The following is a 13,848-nucleotide window of genomic DNA, read 5'->3' as shown; positions in this document are numbered from 1 at the left end:
AGATACTGCCTGCACTTTCTCTACAAGCATAGCCTGATTTGCTTGACAAGGGATATTTTGTACGAATCTTCACGATGCAGTATCTATTTGACAGCTTTCAGCACCGCGGTTAACCGTTTTGTTACATTGCTATTATAACAGTGCCGCTATTTTCTGCACCATGTCGCCGGTTCAGGCTTCGTCTGCCAGGGCGGCGGCCTCTTCCACGCCCACGGCGACCAGACGCGAGACACCCGGTTCCTGCATCGTGACGCCCATCAGCCGTTCGGCTGACTCCATGGCGATCTTGTTGTGCGTGATGTAGATAAACTGCACGCTTTCCGACATTTCCTGAACCAGCCTCGCATAGCGGCTGACGTTGGCGTCATCCAGGGGCGCATCGACTTCGTCGAGCATACAGAACGGCGCCGGGTTCAGCTGAAAAATGGCAAACACCAGCGACAGCGCCGTCAGGGCTTTTTCTCCCCCGGAGAGCAGGTGGATGGTGCTGTTTTTCTTGCCCGGCGGGCGCGCCATGATTGCCACGCCGGTCTCCAGCAGATCCTCGCCGGTCAGGGTCAGCCAGGCCGTACCGCCGCCGAACACCCGGGGGAAGAGCCCCTGAAGCCCGGCATCCACCTGGTCGAAGGTCGCCTTGAAGCGCGATCGGGTTTCCTGGTCGATACGCTGGATGGCACGTTCCAGGGTGTCCAGCGCTTCAATCAGCTCTTCGTGCTGGGCCTCCAGGTAGTTGCGCCGCTCGGCCTGCTGTTCATATTCCTCGATGGCCGCCAGGTTGATGGCGCCCAGCCGCCGAATCCGGTCCGTGGTACTGTCCAGCGTCGCCTGCCAGCGCGTTTCGTCGGCGTCATCGGCCAGGCCCTCGGCCAGCGTATCGGCGTCCAGTTCCAGCTCGGCCAGCTGCTCCTGCTGGGCGTCGGCCTTGAGCGACAGCGCCTGCACCTCCATGCGCCGCTGCTGCAGCTGCTCGCGGCTGTGGCCCAGGGTCCGTTCGTGCTCCTGGCGGTTCTGCTCGTCAACGCGCAGCTGCTCGGCAAGTGCCTGGGCTTCGCTGCGAGCGTCGTTGAGGCGACTTTCCTGTTGCTCGCGCTGCTCCAGCAGTTCATCCAGCTCGTCGGCGGCCAGTTCGTCGGGCTCCTGCAGCGCTTCAAGACTTTCCTCGATTTCGGCGATACGCAGCGCCAGACGTTCTTCGCTTTCATCGCTGCGCTCGCGCTGGGCGTTCAGGCTGTTACGTTCGGTATGCAAGCGCTCACGTTCGAGCGTCAGCTCCTGCTGGCGCGCGCGTAGCGGTGCCTGCTGCTGCGTGAGCTGCTCGTGGTGCTCCTCCTGCTGCTGGCGGCGCGCCCGGGCGTCTTCACGCTCCAGCGAGACCTGCTCCAGCCGCGCCATGGCGTCTCCCCAGCGTTCACGCTGTTCTTCCAGCTCCAGCGTCAGGTCGGCATCGCTGGCGTCCAGCCGGTCCAGCTCTTCGTCCAGCTCGGCGGCACGGCTTTCGAGATGTTCAATCCGCTGTGCCTGGCCGCGCTCGGCGAGAGCGGCCTGCTGCAGCGTCGCAGCGTGCTCGCGCTCGCGCCGGGAAAGCGATTCGAGGCTGTCCTCACACGCCTCAAGCGATTCGCCGGCGGCCTCGCGCTGCCTTTCGGCCTCCGCCAGCTCTTCGTCGCGGATACCACGTTCCTCTTCCAGCTCGGCATGGCGGCGCCGGGTGACCAACAGAGCATCAATGCCCTCGCCGGATGCCTGTTGGCGCACAAACCCCGGGGCCTGCCAGACGCCGTCACGGCTGAGCACGCTTTCCCCGGGGGCGAGGGTCGCTACCTGTTCGACGGCGTCGGCGGCGGTGTCCACCCAGCGGATACGGCCCAGCCAGTGACCCAGCGCTCCTGCGCCCTTGACCTTTTCGGCCAGCGTGCCGGTCGGCGCCGGCGCCTCGGTGCTGTCGACCAGGCACCAGTCGGCCGCCAGCGCCTCGGGCAATGCGGTCAGCGACTCGGTATCCACCAGCCGGGCGCTCAGCCAGGGGGCCAACAGCCAGGACACGACCGTTTCCCAGCCCAGCGCCACGTCAATGGCCTCCCCCAGCCTTGGCGTCTGTGCCAGCCCGCGCTCCGCCAGGGCGGCATCCAGCGCCGGGTCGTGATCGGCCAGCGCGGCGTCGATCAGCGCCTGCAGCGAGGCCTGCTCACCCTCGATACGGCTCAGGGCGGCCTGCGCCTGATCCCGATGCCGACTCTGGGTTTGCAGGGTTTCACGGGCATCGCTCAGCTGCTGCTGGGTGGCTTCGCGCTGTTCCGCCAGCTGTTCGGCGTCGGCTTCCGCGTTGCTCAGCACTTCCTGCTGCTCGGCGTGCTCGGCGCGCAGCCGGGCGACGTCGTCGACATCGCCGCGCTGGGCATGCCGACGTTCACGCTCCTCGCGCAGGCGCTGAATGCGCTGCTCCAGATCGCGCAGCTGATCCTGACCGCGCTCTGCTTCCCGGCTGGCGCTGCGCCAGCGGTCATCGGCGTCGGTCCAGGCCTCCTCGGCGGCCTCCCGCTGGGGGTCGGCATCTTCCAGTTCGGCGGCCAGAGCGTTGAGCTGCTCGTCGAGCGCTTCCAGGTCGGGCAACAGCGCTTCCAGGCGCTCGTCTATCGCCGCCAGGCGTTCGCTGTCGCCTTCACTGACCTGGCGCTGTTCGTCGCGCTCGCGGCGCGCCGCGTCCATGTCGCTGGCCAGCTGCGCCTGGCGGCTCTTGCGGTGGGACTGGTCCTGCTCGATCCGGGCAATGCGGGTGGTGGTGGCATAAAACGCCTGCTGATGGCGATCGAGCACATCGGCCAGCGCATCGTGCTGTTCGCGGGCCTGCTCCAGGCGGGTTTCGCAGTGGCGTACGCCGAAGACATCCTTCTCCACGGCGGTTTCCAGCTCGGCCACCCGGGTTTCCTGATGGTGCTGTTCGGCGCGCATCGCCCGCCCGCGCAGCAGCGCCAGCTCGCCTTTCAGGCGATGCTCCTGGTGTTTGAGGGTCTGATAGCGCCGGGCCGCCTCGGCCTGGCGTTTCAGGCGCTCGAGCTGCTTGTCCAGCTCTTCGCGGATGTCGTCGAGGCGGTCGAGGTTTTCCTGGGTGCGGCGCATGCGGTTTTCGGTTTCCCGCCGGCGCTCCTTGTATTTGGAAATCCCCGCGGCTTCTTCCAGGGTAGCGCGCAGATCGTCGGGGCGAGCCTCGATCAGCCGGGTGATCATGCCCTGGCCGATAATCGCGTAGGAGCGCGGGCCCAGGCCGGTGCCCATGAAGAGGTCGGCGATATCCCGGCGACGGCACTTCTGGCCGTTGAAAAAGTACGTCGACTGGCCGTCCCGGGTGACCTGGCGCTTGACCGCAATCTCGGCATATTGGGCGTACATGCCGCCCATCTCACCGTCGCGGTTGTCGAACTTGAGCTCGATGGAGGCCTGGCCCACCGGCTTGCGCCGGGTCGAGCCGTTGAAGATCACATCGGCCATGGACTCGCCGCGCAGCGTCCTGGCCGACGATTCGCCCATGACCCAGCGCACCGCGTCGATGATGTTGGATTTGCCGCAGCCGTTGGGCCCCACAACCGCCGTCATGTTGCCGTCAAAGGGCACGTTGACCGGATCAACGAACGACTTGAAGCCCACCAGGCGGATGGAGGTTAAGCGCACGGGGCCGGCGGATTACTTGAAGGTGCGGTTGATGGTGACCTCCACGGGGTCACCGTCGCCCACCGAGCCCACGGCGATGCCGTCGGCATCGCCAAAGAGGTCACCCGGCCGGGGCATGGCCTGCCCCGACGGCGACACCCGCACCACCAGGCGAACCTTATCCACGCCGGCGAGCGAGGCCTGCGGCGACATGGCATCGTTCTCGCTCAGCGTCACCGTGGTGGGCAGCTGGGCAACCGTGGTACGCACCACGGCCAGCGGCGGCTTTTCGCCCGCCAGGTCGCGGGCGGTGACAAACACCGTGGTGTCATCCTTCACCTGCGAGCGCAGCGATTCATCCAGCGTTACCCTGACGCGAACACCGTGGCGGTCAGCCTGAGCTTCCTGGGGGTCAATGCCCAGCCGCTGCTGTGCGACGCGGATGCCCTGCTTGAGCGACTCGACGGTATCCGGATTCTTCACGTTGGCCACGGCGCGACGCCAGCGGTCAATGGCCGTTTCATAGTTGCCCTGGCCAAAGGCGTGAATCCCCATCACCCCCAACATGGTGGGCTCGCGGGGGTCCTTGCGGCGAATTTCATCCACCAGCGACCGGACCTCGTCGGTGAGCTCGCGGTCGGCCATGAAAAACCGGATCTGCGCCAGCTGTGCCAGCAGCGGTGCCGGACGGCCTTCCAGCGCCAGCAGGTGTTCCAGCGCATCGGCCGCCTTGGCAGGCTTGCCGGACTGGCGGTAAAGCGGGAACAGCTCGCCCCAGACGCTGGGGTTGTCCGGCTGGCGTTCGGCCTGGGCTTCCACACGCTCGAGATACTCGCTGAGCGACCCATCGGGATCGCCCTGAACATCCTGCTGAATGGCATACAGCGTCAGGTCGCCTTCGGCGCCCTGGTACTGGTACCAGACGACGCTGGCCAGCGCCACTACCGCCATGATCAGCGGTACCGCCATGCGTCCGGCGCCGGCGGATCGGAGCGGACGCCGCGCAGCGCCCCGGGTGTCGTCGAGCAGGTTGCGCTCGAGCTCCAGGCGGTCCTGGTCGTAGCGCGTCGCGTCGATATCGCCGCGCTCCCGAGCCTCATCCAGCGATGCCAGACGACGCTGGAAAATCGCCACGTTCTGCTCGGCGGCGGTATCGTTGGCCTCGTCGTCGGCGAGGCGGTCGTGCAGACGCCGCGACTGGCGCAGCGGCATGGCCAGAAACCACAGCGCCAGCACCAGCAGTACGGCAAACGCAATCCACAGCGGTGTCATGGGGACCTCTTGCGGTTGATCAGTTTATCCAGGCGGTCACGTTCGCTGGCGCTCAGCGAGGCCGTTGAGGCATTGCGCCGGGCCCGCACCACCAGTACAACCAGCACACCGCCGCCCAGCAGCAGCGCCACGGGTATGCCCCAAAGCAGGTAGGTGCGGCTTTCGAGCCGCGGGTTGTACAGGATGTACTCGCCAAAGCGGTCCACCATGTGGTTGATGATTTCGGTATCCGACTGGCCATCCTGCAGCAGGGTATAAACGCGGTCGCGCATGTCACCGGAAATCGGCGCATCGGAGTCGCCGATGGCCTGGTTTTCGCACAGCGGGCAGCGCATGGACGATGTCAGGTCGCGGTAACGCTCTTTCTGTACCGGGCTGTCGAAGTCGCGTATTTCGATGCTGTCGCCTACCGCCTGGGTGGCGCAGGCCAGCAACAGAACAGCCGTCAGCCAGCGGATCAGCGGCGCCATTTTTCCACCTCCGGCATAATGGTGTCCTCGATATCCTCGGGCTTGATATACCCGGTGTGGTGATAGCGGATCACGCCGTCGGCATCGACGAGGAAGGTTTCCGGGGCGCCGTATACGCCCAGGTCAAAGCCCAGGTCGCCGTCGGGATCGAAGATATTGAGCTCGAACGGATCGCCATACTGATTCAGGAACTGCCGGCCCTTTTTGCGGGTGTCGCGGTAGTCCACGCCGATCATGCGGATGCCGCGATCCTCCAGCTCCAGCAGCTGGGGCATCTCCTGCTTGCAGGTCGGGCACCATTCGCCCCAGACGTTGACCAGGGTAACCTCGCCTTTCAGCAGCGAGGCGTCTACCCGGGTCTCCGGCTCGTCCAGCGTCGTCAGATCAAACGCGGGAAAATCCCGGGCAATCAACGCGGAGTCGCGGTACGAAGGGTCTTCGCCCAGGCGATAGTAGAAAAACGCCGCCAGCACCAGAAAACCGATAAGCGGCAGGAACAACAGCAGACGACGCTTCATGACGCTCCCTCCGACGGCGTTGCCGTCTCCGGCGTGCCGGCGCGGCGCGTACGCCCCGGCGCTCGGCGGTAGCGCTTGTCGGCCACGGCCAGCAAGCCGCCGGCGCCCATCAGCAGGCCGCCCAGCCACAGCCAGCGTACCAGCGGCTTGTATTGCAGGCGGATGGCCCAGCTGCCGTCGCCGAGATCCTCGCCCATGGCCACGTACAGATCACGGGTGAAGCCAGCGCGCAGCGCTACCTGGGTCATGGGCATGCCGGTCGCCAGATAGAGGCGCTTTTCCGGGCGCATCATGAAATGGCTGCCGTCTTCGCGCTCCACGCGGATCGTCGCGGTATCGGCCAGATAGTTGGGCCCGCGCCGCTCGCCCAGCTCTTCCATGATGAAGGTATAGCCGGCCATTTCGGTGGAGTCGCCCGGCGCCATGCGCACGTTGCGCTCGACGTTGTCGTTGGATACGACGGTCACGCCCACCAGCGTTACGGCAATGCCCAGATGGCCGAGCATCATCCCCCAGTGAGCCAGCGAGACCTTTTTCAGGCCGACAACCACGCTGCGGGAGGCGCGTACCCGGCTGACAAGGTCGCGCAGCATGGGCAGCACGATCCACAGTGCCAGAATCATGCCCAGCATGACCTTCGCGTTCCATTCGGGGCCGTAAAACACCGGAATCAGCGCGCCCAGTACCAGCGCCACCAGCCCCGACAGCCAGACCCGGGAATACAGCTCCCGCCCGGGCATGCGCTTCCAGCGGGCTATCGGCCCCAGCCCCATGAACAGCGCCAGCACGGTGGTCAGCGGCACGAACAGAGCGTTGAAGTACGGCGGGCCGACGCTGATCTTGCCCAGCCCCAGCGCATCCAGAATCAGCGGGTACAGCGTCCCCAGCAGGATGGTCACGGTCATGATGACCAGCACGATATTATTGACCAGCAGCAAAGAATCCCGGGACAGCCAGCCGAAGCCTACCCGGTGGCTGACACGCGGCGCGCGCAGGGCAAAGATCAACAGCGACAGCGTCACGGTGATCGCCAGCAGCACGAGAATGAAAAACCCGCGCGACGGATCGTTGGCAAAGGCGTGTACCGACGTCAGCACACCCGAGCGCACCAGGAAGGTGCCCATCAGCGACAGCGAGAAGGTGGCGATGGCCAGCAGCACCGTCCAGCTCTTGAACGCGCCGCGCTTTTCGGTCACCGCCAGCGAGTGAATCAGCGCCGTACCGGCCAGCCAGGGCAGCAGCGAGGCGTTTTCCACCGGGTCCCAGAACCACCAGCCGCCCCAGCCGAGCTCGTAGTAGGCCCACCAGCTGCCCAGCGCGATGCCCACGCTCAAAAAGGCCCAGGCGACGTTGGTCCAGGGGCGCGCCCAGCGCGTCCAGGCGGCGTCCAGGCGGCCGCCCAGCAGCGCGGCAATGGCAAAGGCAAACACCACGGAGAAGCCCACATAACCCATGTAGAGCATCGGCGGGTGGACCACCAGACCGAAGTCCTGCAGCAGCGGATTCAGGTCGGTGCCGTCCTCGGGCATGTTGGGCAGCAGGCGAGCGAAGGGGTTGGACGTCACCAGCACAAAGGTCAGAAAACCGGCCCCGATCAGGCCGAGAATGCCGGTAACCCGGGCCATCATGTCCCGGGGCAGGTTGCGTGAGAACAGCGTCGCCATGAGCCCCCAGGCCGACAGCATGAAGCTCCAGAGCAGCACCGAGCCCTCGTGGTTACCCCAGACCGCGCTGAACTTGTAATACCACGGCAGCAGGGAGTTGGAGTTGCTGGCCACGGTGGCCACGCTGAAGTCGTCGAGGAGATAGCTCACCGTGAGGCAGGCGTAGGCAATGCCGATAAAAACAAACTGGGCGGCTGCCATGGGGCGTGCGTAGGCCATCCACAACGGCCGTCGCGTTGCCGCCCCGGCCAGCGGCACCACGGCCTGCACGGCCGCCATCAGCAGCGCAATAATCAGCGCAAAATGGCCGATTTCAGGAATCATTTTCGTCAGCATGGGGACTCCGTATCAGGGCGGTCATGGCGCGTATGTGCCGGGCATGGCCGTCCGGCTGGCTTGCGAGGGTGCATCAGGCGCTATCGTCGCTGCCCGCTCGGGACGCTTCGCCGCTCGCCGCTTCATCGGCTGCCGCCTTGCCGCCGGCCGGATCGCCGGCGGCGGCCTCGTCGGCAAAGTCGGATGGCTGATAGCCGGCTTCCTCCAGCGCATCGGCGACTTCCGGCGGCATATAGTTTTCGTCATGGCGCGCGAGCACATCGTCGGCGCGCAAACGGCCGTCGTCCTGCAGTTCGCCCACGACAACCACGCCCTGCCCTTCGCGGAAGAGGTCGGGCAGAATGCCGCTGAAATAGACCTCCAGCTCACCCACGTAGTCGGTCACGGTAAACCGCACGTTGAGGCTTTCCGGATCGCGGTTGACCGAGCCTTCCTTGACCATGCCGCCGGCGCGTATCTGGCGCTCGATCGGGGCATCTCCCTGGGCGATTTGCACCGGGCTGAAAAACAGGTTGATATTGCTGCGCAGCGCATACAGCGTCAGCCCCACGGCTATCGCCACCAGGCTGACCAGCCCGAGAATAACAAAGAGTTTCTGCTTGCGTTTAGGCGTCATGATGACCTCCACCTGCCGGCGCGTTCTGCCCGCCGGTGCTGTTCTGCGGCGATGCGCGGTATGCCTGGTCGCGCCGTTGCCGGCGCTTCAGTCCCCGGATGAGCTGCCGACGTTCCAGGCGCGCATGCCCCACCGACGCCAGCAGAAAAAACAGCGTAACGCCCCAGGCCGACCACACATAAGGTGCATGGCCGCCCATGGCGAGAAAATCGGCAAACGAGCTGAACGCCATCTATTGCGCCTCCTGGAAAAGCTCTTTGACCCAGCGCTTGTTGGACTCCCGACGCAGGATTTCGTTGCGCGTACGCATCAGCGTCAGGGCGATGAAAAAGCTGTAGAAACCCACCACCATAACCAGCAGGGGCAGCCACATGCTGACCGGCATCGCCGGGCTGGAGGTCACGCTGAACGTCGCCGGCTGATGCAGGGTATACCACCAGTCAACCGAATACTTGATCACCGGAATGTTGATCACGCCCACCATGGCCAGCACCGACGCGGCCCTGGCGCCGCTGTGGCGGCTGGCAAAGGAGCCCCGCAGCGCAATCACGCCAAGGTACAGAAACAGCAGGATCAGCATCGAGGTCAGGCGGGCGTCCCACATCCACCAGGTGCCCCAGGTGGGCACGCCCCAGACCGCGCCGGAAAACAGCGCCACAAACGTCATGGCCGCACCGAACGGCGCCATGACCGCTGCGGCCATGTCGGCCACCTTGATCTTCCAGACCATGAAAACCAGCCCGGCGACCGCCATGCTGACAAACACCGACTGGGCGAGAAAGGCGGCGGGGACGTGAATATAAATGATGCGAAAGCTGTTGCCCTGCTGGTAATCCGCCGGCGCAAACGCCAGCCCCCAGAGCGTCCCGATAACAATCAACACCGCCGCCAGCGCCCAGAACCACGGCTGTAGCCGGGCGCTGAGCGCGTAAAACCACTTGGGCGACCCCAGCTTGTGAATAAATGCCCACATGGATGGCTTCCTCAACCGTTGATACTGATTCGCAGCGCGGCGGCAATGCCCCAGGGCGCGAGTGCCAGCGACGCGGCCAGCAGCGCACCGAGAATGGCCAGATGAGCGCCGGCACCGTCGCCCATGATGGCCGCCTGGACAGCGCCGGCGCCAAAGATAAGCACGGGAATATAAAGCGGCAACACCAGCAGCGACAACAGCACGCCGCCCCGGGCCAGCCCTACGGTCAATGCGGCGCCGATGGCACCGATCAGACTCAGACTGGCGCTGCCCAGCGCCAGCGACAGCGACAGGATGCTGTAACTCCCCGGCGGCAGCGAGAGCATGACGCCCAGCAATGGGGCCATCAGCGCCAGCGGCAGCCCGGTGAGCAGCCAGTGCACCGCCACCTTGGCCAGCGACAGCGCTGCCAATGGCTGCGGGGCGAGCAGCAGCTGTTCGAGACTGCCGTCGTCAAAGTCACCGCGAAACAGGCTATCCAGCGAGAGCAGCGCGGCGAGCAGCGCCGCCACCCACAGCAGCCCCGGCGCTATGCGCTGTAACAGCTCCGGGTCGGGTGAGATGCCGATGGGGAACAGCGTTATCACCAGGGCAAAAAACACCAGCGGGTTGAGCACCTCGCCGCGGTAGCGCAGCATCAGCACCAGATCACGCCTGAGCGTAGCCGCCAGCGCGATCCCCAGGCCGGACGACGGCGCGGCGTTCCGGCTCTCATCGCCTGCCGGTGCGCTCTGCTGTTTCACGCTTTCCGTCATGCCCTCTGTCATGGCCCCCGCTCTATGGTCCGGCGCTGTCCTGCCGGGATGTGTTCGTCCGACGGCGTGGCTCAAACGTCTCTCGCTGCACCGCCGCTTCTCATCGTTTGTTTGGCTTTCCCGCGTCAGCAGCCCGCCTTTTGCGACACCTTTAGTGGGCGCCTGCTGGCTATGCCTCAGCGGACGGCTGCATGGATTCGCCCAGCGGCAAGCGCCGCAGCAGGGGAGACGCTGCCAACTCGTGGTGCGTGGTGACAATAACGCTACCGCCCGCCCGGGCATGGTCCAGCAGCGTCGCCTCCAGTGCCGCCACGCCGTTGCGGTCAATGGCGGTGAAAGGCTCATCCAGCACCCAGAGCGCGCGCGGCGTCAGCTTCAGCCGCGCCAGCGCGATGCGACGCTGCTGGCCGGCCGACAGCTGGCCCGCCGGCACGTCTTCAAAGCCGGCCAGATCGACGTTGGCCAGGGCGTCCAGACGCCGGTCTTCGCTACTGCGTTCACCGCTCAACGCCTGATACCAGACGAGGTTTTCCAGCGGTGACAGCCCGGCCTTGACCCCCGGCGCATGCCCCAGATACAGCAAGTGGCGCAAAAACGCATCGCGCACGTCCTGCATGGGGCGGCCGTTCCAGAAAAGAGCGCCGGAATAGTCTCCCAGCTGGCCGGAAAGAATCTTCAACAGCGTGGTTTTGCCGCAGCCGTTGGGACCCTCCACGCGCACCACTTCGCCGCCCTGGATATCCACGTCGAGATCGGCAAACAGCGATCGATCATCGCGTTCGCAGGCCAGATTCCGGGCTTGAAGGCAGAGGCTCAAAGCTATCTCCAGGGCAGTCTATCGCGCGTGGACTTTACACGGAAACGCGGTACACGGAAAGGCAGTACACGCAAAGACAGTCGCCCGCCGGTCGGCCTGCGACCCTTCACCGCAGCCTTTATCACAGACGGTCGCCAGGACCCTTGCCACCGCCAGAGGCAACGTCGGCTGCACCTCAGCCGACAAAGCGCGATGAACCAGGAAAAAAAGCGGCAAGGGGTTTATCTGTATTAAAAAACACATACAATACATTCAGGCTGTATATAAGGCCATTTAGGCACTATACCCACATCCTCGGTAGCCCACCTGAATACCTGTGCTTCCCGGCCCGCCAGGTGCGCTGACTGCCAGACGCTGGAGAGAGATCATGCTTGCTCAATACGCTGCTCAACCCCAGGATTTTGCCCGGCCGCGGAACGCGGGAACCGCGCGGCAGATGGCACCTACAACCACGCCGACCCCGAGCCGGCAACCGACACCCCGGCGTGTCACGCGCCGCAACACCTACGCGGTGAGGATACGCAGCCACCGCATGCGCGATTGCAACCTCTTTGCCGGCGATGTCATTATCATCCGCCGCTTTCAGCACGGCGGCGGCGACGAAACGGCGAGTGCCGAAATCAACCGCCGCCCTGTCGCGCTCAAGCGGCTGTCCATCCACCATGACGGCCTGCACCTGACGTTTGCCCACGCCGATGACGCCGGCGTCTTCCTGCATAACCGGGATATTGAAGTGCTCAGCCTGGTCATGGGTATTGAACAACATGCCACGGAGCATTGATGCGCTACCCCGTTCCTGACCTGGCGTTGGAAAGCCGGCACAGCGAAAGCCTGGAGGTGGAAAAAAGCCGGTTTATTGCCTGGATCGCCCACACCCCCACGCCCGACGATCTCGATACCCTGCTGGCCGCCGCCAGGCAGGAGCACCCAACGGCGCGCCATCACTGCACGGCGTTTATTGCCGGACCGCCCGGTGAACAGCACGCCATCGGCTTTTCCGACGACGGCGAGCCCGGCGGCACCGCCGGTCGGCCGATGTTTCAGGTGCTGGACGGCAGCGGCCTGGGCGAAATCGGGTGCGTGGTCATCCGCTACTTTGGCGGCATCAAGCTGGGTACCGGCGGGCTCGCGCGCGCCTACGCCCAGACCGTCAGCAACGCCCTGGCAACGCTGCCCACGCGTAACGTGATCGAGCGCGACGGCTACAGGCTACCGCTGGACTTTGCCCAGGAAGCACTGGCGCGCGCCTGGTGTGCAGAGCATGACATTCCCGTGACCGCCGCCGACTACGACGGCCAGGGCGTCTGCCTGACCCTGGCCTGGCCGCGCGATGTCGCCGTCGATGCCGCGTCGCTGGAAAGCCGCCTGAAAACCTCAGTGACTCTTCAGGCGGTTGAAGCGAACAACACAGCTTGACCCGGATGCCTGCTCACAGTCCTTGACCCGGGCTATTAAGCGAAATACTTGATCATGACCCCGGCGGCGACGGCTGAACCGATGACGCCCGCCACGTTGGGGCCCATCGCGTGCATCAGCAGAAAGTTGTGGCGATTGGCCTCGAGCCCGACCTTGTTGGCCACCCTGGCCGCCATGGGCACGGCCGAGACACCGGCAGCGCCGATCAGCGGATTGACCGGGGTTGAGCTGATGCGGTTCATGAGTTTGGCCATCAACAGCCCGGCCGCCGTGCCGATACCGAACGCCACGATGCCCAGCCCCAGAATCCCCAGCGTTTCCAGCGCCAGGAAGCTGTCGGCCATGAGCTTGGAGCCCACCGACAGCCCGAGGAAAATCGTCACGGTGTTGATCAGCGCATTCTGCGACGTATCCGACAGCCGCTCGACCACGCCGCATTCACGCATCAGGTTGCCGAAGCAGAACATCCCCAGCAGCGGCGCGGCGTCGGGCAGAAAGAGCACGACCAGCATCAGCAGTACCAGCGGGAAAACCGTCTTTTCCACCCGGGACACTGGCCGCAACTGGGTCATGGTTATTTCGCGCTCGTGCCGAGTCGTCAGCAGCCGCATGATCGGCGGCTGGATCAACGGCACCAGCGCCATGTAGGCGTAGGCAGCCACCGCAATCGCGCCCAGCAGCTCGGGAGCCAGCACGCTGGAAACGTAAATCGAGGTCGGCCCGTCGGCCCCGCCGATGATGCCGATGGCGGCCGACTGCTGTAGCGAAAAATCCATGACGCCGAGCGCGCTCAGCCCCACGGCGCCGAACAGCGTGGCAAAAATGCCGAACTGTGCGGCCGCCCCCAGAAACAGGGTGCGGGGATTGGCCAGCAGCGGGCCGAAGTCGGTCATCGACCCGACTCCCATGAAGATCACCAGCGGCGCGGCGCCGGAGCCAATCGCCACCTGGTAGAAGTTGTAGAGCATCCCGTTGGCATAGCCGTTGCTCCGGGCCACGTCCCCCGCTGCGCGCACCAGCTCGGGCGCTGCCTCGCCGTCGACCAGGCCGCTCAACAGCTCGCGCCAGGTCTCCACGCCGGCCGCCGGGTCCAGCGACGTTCCCAGCGCGGCGGCCAGCTGCTTCAGCACCGCCGGATCGGCAACGGCAATCGCCTGTTCCAGCGCCGAAAGCGCCAGCCCGGCCTGGGGAATATTCGCCAGAATCCCGCCGAAGCCGATGGGCACCAGCAGCAGCGGTTCGAATTGTTTGCGGATGGCCAGGTAGAGCAGCAGCAGCCCGACGAGGATCATGACCAGCTGCCCCGGCGCCAGGTTATACAGCCCCGAGCCTTCCCAAAGGCCGATTATCTTGTCCATACCGGCCT

At 65.2% G+C, this 13,848-nt stretch carries 13 protein-coding genes; 2 read left to right on the top strand and 11 right to left on the bottom strand.

What is annotated here, in order from left to right; genetic code table 11:
• Positions 1–171 precede the first annotated feature (171 nt).
• The 10 genes from smc to ccmA all read right to left on the bottom strand — a co-directional run bounded on the left by smc (position 172) and on the right by ccmA (position 11,066).
• On the bottom strand, positions 172–3,666 hold the full coding sequence (gene smc / locus C793_RS0104605) for a chromosome segregation protein SMC (protein ID WP_017429780.1): 3,495 nt from the start codon (positions 3,664–3,666) through the stop codon (positions 172–174).
• A gap of 12 nt (positions 3,667–3,678) precedes the next feature.
• Entirely contained in the window at positions 3,679–4,917 is a 1,239-nt protein-coding gene (gene ccmI, locus C793_RS0104600; RefSeq protein ID WP_017429779.1) for a c-type cytochrome biogenesis protein CcmI, read from the bottom strand.
• On the bottom strand, positions 4,914–5,387 hold the full coding sequence (locus C793_RS0104595) for a cytochrome c-type biogenesis protein (protein WP_017429778.1): 474 nt from the start codon (positions 5,385–5,387) through the stop codon (positions 4,914–4,916). The genes ccmI and C793_RS0104595 overlap by 4 nt, the downstream gene beginning before the upstream one ends.
• On the bottom strand, positions 5,375–5,905 hold the full coding sequence (locus C793_RS0104590) for a DsbE family thiol:disulfide interchange protein (protein ID WP_017429777.1): 531 nt from the start codon (positions 5,903–5,905) through the stop codon (positions 5,375–5,377). Before C793_RS0104590 ends, C793_RS0104595 begins: the two co-directional genes overlap by 13 nt.
• Positions 5,902–7,905, bottom strand: coding sequence for a heme lyase CcmF/NrfE family subunit (locus C793_RS0104585; protein WP_017429776.1), 2,004 nt, complete (start codon positions 7,903–7,905; stop codon positions 5,902–5,904). The genes C793_RS0104590 and C793_RS0104585 overlap by 4 nt, the downstream gene beginning before the upstream one ends.
• Before the next feature lie 73 nt (positions 7,906–7,978).
• Positions 7,979–8,521: a cytochrome c maturation protein CcmE gene (gene ccmE, locus C793_RS0104580; RefSeq protein ID WP_017429775.1), complete on the bottom strand. Its 543-nt coding sequence runs from the start codon at positions 8,519–8,521 to the stop codon at positions 7,979–7,981.
• A complete protein-coding gene (gene ccmD / locus C793_RS0104575; RefSeq protein WP_017429774.1) occupies positions 8,511–8,753 on the bottom strand; it encodes a heme exporter protein CcmD in 243 nt (80 codons plus the stop codon). Before ccmD ends, ccmE begins: the two co-directional genes overlap by 11 nt.
• Positions 8,754–9,494 (bottom strand): heme ABC transporter permease, encoded by a 741-nt coding sequence (locus C793_RS0104570; RefSeq protein ID WP_017429773.1) that lies wholly within the window; start codon positions 9,492–9,494, stop codon positions 8,754–8,756.
• Positions 9,495–9,505: 11 nt separating this feature from the next.
• The gene (gene ccmB / locus C793_RS0104565; protein ID WP_156804893.1) at positions 9,506–10,249 is read right to left on the bottom strand and encodes a heme exporter protein CcmB; all 744 of its coding nucleotides are present in this window, start codon (positions 10,247–10,249) and stop codon (positions 9,506–9,508) included.
• Positions 10,250–10,418: 169 nt separating this feature from the next.
• Positions 10,419–11,066 carry a cytochrome c biogenesis heme-transporting ATPase CcmA gene (gene ccmA / locus C793_RS0104560; protein ID WP_017429771.1) on the bottom strand — a complete coding sequence of 216 codons (648 nt, stop codon included), beginning with the start codon at positions 11,064–11,066 and terminating at the stop codon, positions 10,419–10,421.
• A 436-nt stretch (positions 11,067–11,502) separates the two neighbouring features.
• Here ccmA and C793_RS13525 point away from each other — a divergent pair, with 436 nt between their 5' ends.
• Complete coding sequence (locus C793_RS13525) at positions 11,503–11,847, top strand: hypothetical protein (RefSeq protein ID WP_051038334.1); 345 nt, start codon at positions 11,503–11,505, stop codon at positions 11,845–11,847.
• On the top strand, positions 11,847–12,482 hold the full coding sequence (locus C793_RS0104550; protein ID WP_017429769.1) for an IMPACT family protein: 636 nt from the start codon (positions 11,847–11,849) through the stop codon (positions 12,480–12,482). Before C793_RS13525 ends, C793_RS0104550 begins: the two co-directional genes overlap by 1 nt.
• A 35-nt stretch (positions 12,483–12,517) precedes the next feature.
• On the opposite strand, the gene C793_RS0104545 is transcribed toward C793_RS0104550, so the two are convergent.
• Positions 12,518–13,840, bottom strand: a complete 1,323-nt coding sequence (locus C793_RS0104545; protein WP_017429768.1) for a sodium ion-translocating decarboxylase subunit beta — start codon at positions 13,838–13,840, stop codon at positions 12,518–12,520.
• Between the last annotated feature and the right edge of the window lie 8 nt (positions 13,841–13,848).

This window comes from Vreelandella jeotgali Hwa (genome assembly GCF_000334215.1).
GTDB classification, from domain to species: domain Bacteria; phylum Pseudomonadota; class Gammaproteobacteria; order Pseudomonadales; family Halomonadaceae; genus Vreelandella; species Vreelandella jeotgali.
This window is presented reverse-complemented; position numbering and strand designations above follow the sequence as displayed.